Annotated in this window: 9 protein-coding genes; 8 read left to right on the forward strand and 1 reads right to left on the reverse strand. The window is 61.0% G+C overall.

Annotated features, from left to right (window positions below; all coding sequences use genetic code 11):
- The 8 genes from VJS90_RS07800 to VJS90_RS07835 form a co-directional block, all read left to right on the forward strand.
- Window positions 1-453 (forward strand): tail fiber assembly protein (locus tag VJS90_RS07800; RefSeq protein ID WP_324120693.1); only part of this gene is annotated, 453 nt, incomplete at its 5' end.
- Between the two features lie 58 nt (window positions 454-511).
- On the forward strand, window positions 512-733 hold the full coding sequence (locus VJS90_RS07805) for a hypothetical protein (RefSeq protein WP_324120695.1): 222 nt from the start codon (window positions 512-514) through the stop codon (window positions 731-733).
- On the forward strand, window positions 733-1179 hold the full coding sequence (locus VJS90_RS07810) for a structural protein P5 (RefSeq protein WP_324120697.1): 447 nt from the start codon (window positions 733-735) through the stop codon (window positions 1177-1179). Before VJS90_RS07805 ends, VJS90_RS07810 begins: the two co-directional genes overlap by 1 nt.
- Window positions 1176-1559 (forward strand): hypothetical protein, encoded by a 384-nt coding sequence (locus VJS90_RS07815; protein WP_324120699.1) that lies wholly within the window; start codon window positions 1176-1178, stop codon window positions 1557-1559. Before VJS90_RS07810 ends, VJS90_RS07815 begins: the two co-directional genes overlap by 4 nt.
- Window positions 1560-1651: 92 nt before the next feature.
- Entirely contained in the window at window positions 1652-1891 is a 240-nt protein-coding gene (locus VJS90_RS07820) for a hypothetical protein (protein ID WP_414704911.1), read from the forward strand.
- 35 nt (window positions 1892-1926) lie between these two features.
- Window positions 1927-2136, forward strand: a complete 210-nt coding sequence (locus VJS90_RS07825; protein WP_414704909.1) for a hypothetical protein — start codon at window positions 1927-1929, stop codon at window positions 2134-2136.
- 80 nt (window positions 2137-2216) lie between these two features.
- Window positions 2217-2576, forward strand: coding sequence for a LexA family protein (locus VJS90_RS07830; RefSeq protein WP_414704910.1), 360 nt, complete (start codon window positions 2217-2219; stop codon window positions 2574-2576).
- A 2-nt stretch (window positions 2577-2578) separates the two neighbouring features.
- The gene (locus tag VJS90_RS07835; protein WP_324120704.1) at window positions 2579-2872 is read left to right on the forward strand and encodes a hypothetical protein; all 294 of its coding nucleotides are present in this window, start codon (window positions 2579-2581) and stop codon (window positions 2870-2872) included.
- Between the two features lie 355 nt (window positions 2873-3227).
- Here the strand turns inward: VJS90_RS07835 and VJS90_RS07840 are convergent.
- On the reverse strand, window positions 3228-3572 hold a 345-nt coding region (locus tag VJS90_RS07840; RefSeq protein ID WP_324120705.1), incomplete at its 5' end, for a hypothetical protein.

Below are 3572 nucleotides of genomic sequence, written 5' to 3' on the forward strand. Positions count from 1 at the left end.
GGACCCGGGCAGTACCTCGTCTACGGGACCAACGGAATGGCACCGCCGCCCGAAGGATGGGGCTACGTGCTGAATCAAATGGATGCTGGTGCAGAGGTGGCGATCAGCAAGGCAGAAGATGCCTTGGTTGTAGAGGTGAAAAAGGACGGTGAACCTTCTGACCTGCTGCACAGCATCACCTTGCACGTCTCGGTGGACGAACTCCCTGCGGAGGAAATCCCGGAATCACTTCCGGTTGACCCGCTGACCCATGCTCAGCGCGAGATCGAGTCCCGTCGATCTGCGGCTGATTACGCCATCACCCCGTTACAAGACGCCGTCGATATCGACGACGCCACCGAGGAAGAGGAAGCGCAGCTCAAGCTGTGGAAGAAGTACCGCGTGGCGCTGAACCGCATTCCTTCGCAAGCCGCATATCCAACCGCCATCGACTGGCCCGCGCCGCCGGCCTGATACAACCCGATCCCAACGCACCCGCTCCGGCGGGTTTATTTTTGCCTGGAGAAAACCCATGCCCTTCATCGTCATCAACACCAGCAACAACTTCGATCCCGTGCACCAGTCCGAATTTGCCACTGAAGAGCAGGCTGACGCAGCAGCTCGCGAGATCCTGGCGGCCCAACCTGGTGCGGTTGTGCGTACCGCCCAGCTGCTCAAGCGCTACACCGCCCGCGTGACTGTGACCGCGAAGGTTGCAGAGGCAGCCGAGCCAACCGCGCAGGAGGGCGTTTGATGAGTACTCCCCGCGGCGTGCGCAACAACAACCCCGGCAACATCGATTTCAACCCTCGCAATAACTGGGTAGGGCAGCTCGGCCTGGAGCAGCGCGCCGCCGGCGCCCGGTTCGCCTGGTTCGATGAGCCTGAGAACGGCATCCGCGCCCTCGGCAAGTTGCTCATCAACTACCGCGGGAAGGACGGCATGCCTGGGGTGGGCGGAAAGGGCATCGATACTGTGCTCGAGACTGTGAGTCGGTGGGCGCCGGCCAGCGAGAACAACACCCAGGCCTATGCTGCGGCCGTGGCCAAGCGCCTGGGCGTGAAGCCGACCGACTCGATCAACATCAAGGATCCAGCCACCCTGCGCGGGATGGTGCTCAGCATCATCATTCATGAGAACGGCGGCAGCCCGTACACCGCTGCTGTGATCGACGAGGGCGTGCGGAGGGCGCTGGCATGATCGCGGTGACGGCCGGTGTCGGTCGGGGGCTGGCGGCGCTGGCTGGCTACGCGCTGCTGGTCGGCCTGGGCGCAGCGCTCGGCGTGTGGCAGTCGGCCGGGCATTACCGCCCGCTGCTGGATGCCTCGGCCGGGCAGGTAGCCACCTGCAAGGCTGCTCGCGACAACCTGGTCGGCCTGGCCAATGAGCAAGGCAAGGCGCTGGGCGACCTGCAGTTGGCAGCCCAGAAGCGACAGTTGCAGGCCAAGCATGCAGTTGCCGGTGCAGCTACGGAGGCGCAGGTCGACTATGCCGCGGCCAATCGCCTGCAGCAGGAGCGCACCGGTGGCAATCAATGCATGGCCGCCGGCGCGATCATCGACCAGGAGCTTGGGTTATGAAGGTGGTGCTGAAATCGCGAATCTGTGGGAGCGGAATGGACTCGCTTTGGGATTCGGCCCGCGCGATTACTGGGCTCGCCTGTGGGATCGGGATGGTGGTGGCGCTGGCTGGTTGCGCCGGAAAAGGTGAGCCAGAGACCCGCACCGTTCGCGTCGAGGTGCCGGTTCAGGTGCCATGCCGCGCGCCAGAGATCGTCGCGCCTGCCTGGGCGGCAGCTGGGCTAAAGAAGGGTGACAGCTTGGAGGTAAAAGTCCGCGCCCTGCTGGCCGAACGCCGGCAGCGGCTGGGCTACGAGAAGCAGCTTGTGGCTGCGGTGAACGCCTGCCGCTGACTATACTGCTCGGTCAGCGAATAGGAGAAAGGCGATTGAAGGTCACGCTCGAGGGAATGATGAAGGCAGGAGAGCCGCTGATGAAACAGGCGGTCGAAGCGCTGAAGCGGTATCACGAAGCACAGGATGCCGGCGCGCCAGTCGCCGAAATAGAGCGGCTTCGCGTGGAGGCCGATTCACTTTTTCAAGCTGTCGCCGACTTTGCCCAGTACTCACTGGAAGGTCCGGCCGGCACTATCCACTGATCCCTACCCGCTGACCGGCAATTGTCCGGGCCGTTACTGGGCGATACGATACTGTATCTTTGTACAGTATCGAGCTTGCCATGGACCCCCACAACCTCTTCGAAAACGACCACCAAGTGCCGGTCTCTCTGGACCAACTCATGAACATCAACGCGCCAAGCATGTACCTGGTGCGCATCGATGGCGACAGCATGGAAGGTGCGGGGATATTCAACGACGACCTGATCGTGGTCGACCGCTCGATCGAGGCGCGGTCCGGCCACATCGTTGTCGCGGCGATCAATGGCGAGCCGATGTGCAAGCGCCTGGTCAAAACCCAGCATGACGTGATCCTGGCCTCGGAGAACAAGCGGTACCCGTCGCGTTATCTGCAGCCAGGCGACGACTTCATGATCTGGGGCGTGGTGACGTACAGCGTGCGCAGCCACGGGCTGGACTGACAATGCGCTTCCTCATCGTGCGGCGCCGCGCACTCGGCGTGGCCATCCCCACCGAACAGCTGCGCAAGATTGAGCCGGTCTTGGGCGACATCCATATCAATGAAAGCCACTGCGCCGCCCTTGGCCGCTTGTCGACTCAGGCCTGGGTGTTCAGCTCGACGCCGGGTGCAGTCGTCATCCCGAGGCTGCTCGATGCTCATGTGAACGGCATGGCCCAGCGCGGCATGAACATCAACGGCGTGGAGGAGGTGGATGGTGCGCTGTTCGCGCAGTCGTGGTGGTGCAGGGAGGAGTGATGTAGCGAGACTATATGAGTGAGGTAATCCGCCGGCAGGACGCCGCAAGGGGGGAGCAAGCTCGTACCAATTTTTGTACCACTTGCTGCGTTTTGGTGGGGGAGTTAACGGGAGAGAGAGGGCGCGAAGCCCGTATTTACGGGCTTTCGCCACATTGAGAAACGCAGCTTTACTCAAAAAACATCGATGGAGTATGGCTTAAAGCCTGTCGATTGCCCTGTGAATAAAGGGGCTCGTGTGAATTAAATTTAATCTCTTGCTCACTCCGTACCCCTCGGCCAAGCTTTCAAACGGGCATCTATCAGGCGTCTTTCCGGAGTACCTTGACGCCTCACGAGCGCGTACGCCACTATCGTCAGACCCTGCCAGTCCTGCGCATAGCGAGGGTGACCTGAAGTCCGACCGTGAGTCGGGCTTTTTCGTTAAAGGGGCAGTAAAAACGAGCCTGGATACACACCGATTGCCGCGATACATCAAAAGAAGACTTTCCAGACTGATCCGCAAATGGGTTGTCTATCTCTCGGTCGCAAGTTTGATGGGTAGCTCCCATCGCCTGCTGGAACACATCACTGCGGTAAAGCCGTGGCTGTTGATCAAGCGAATCTTTGCTTATCTGATGATTCAATAAAGGTTGCAACGCCCGGCCGGGTGGCCGGGCATATTCATCGATATCACCTTCATGGCTGCGGATGTTCTTCGG

This window comes from Pseudomonas sp., assembly GCF_035277045.1.
In the GTDB taxonomy this organism is placed as follows: domain Bacteria; phylum Pseudomonadota; class Gammaproteobacteria; order Pseudomonadales; family Pseudomonadaceae; genus Aquipseudomonas.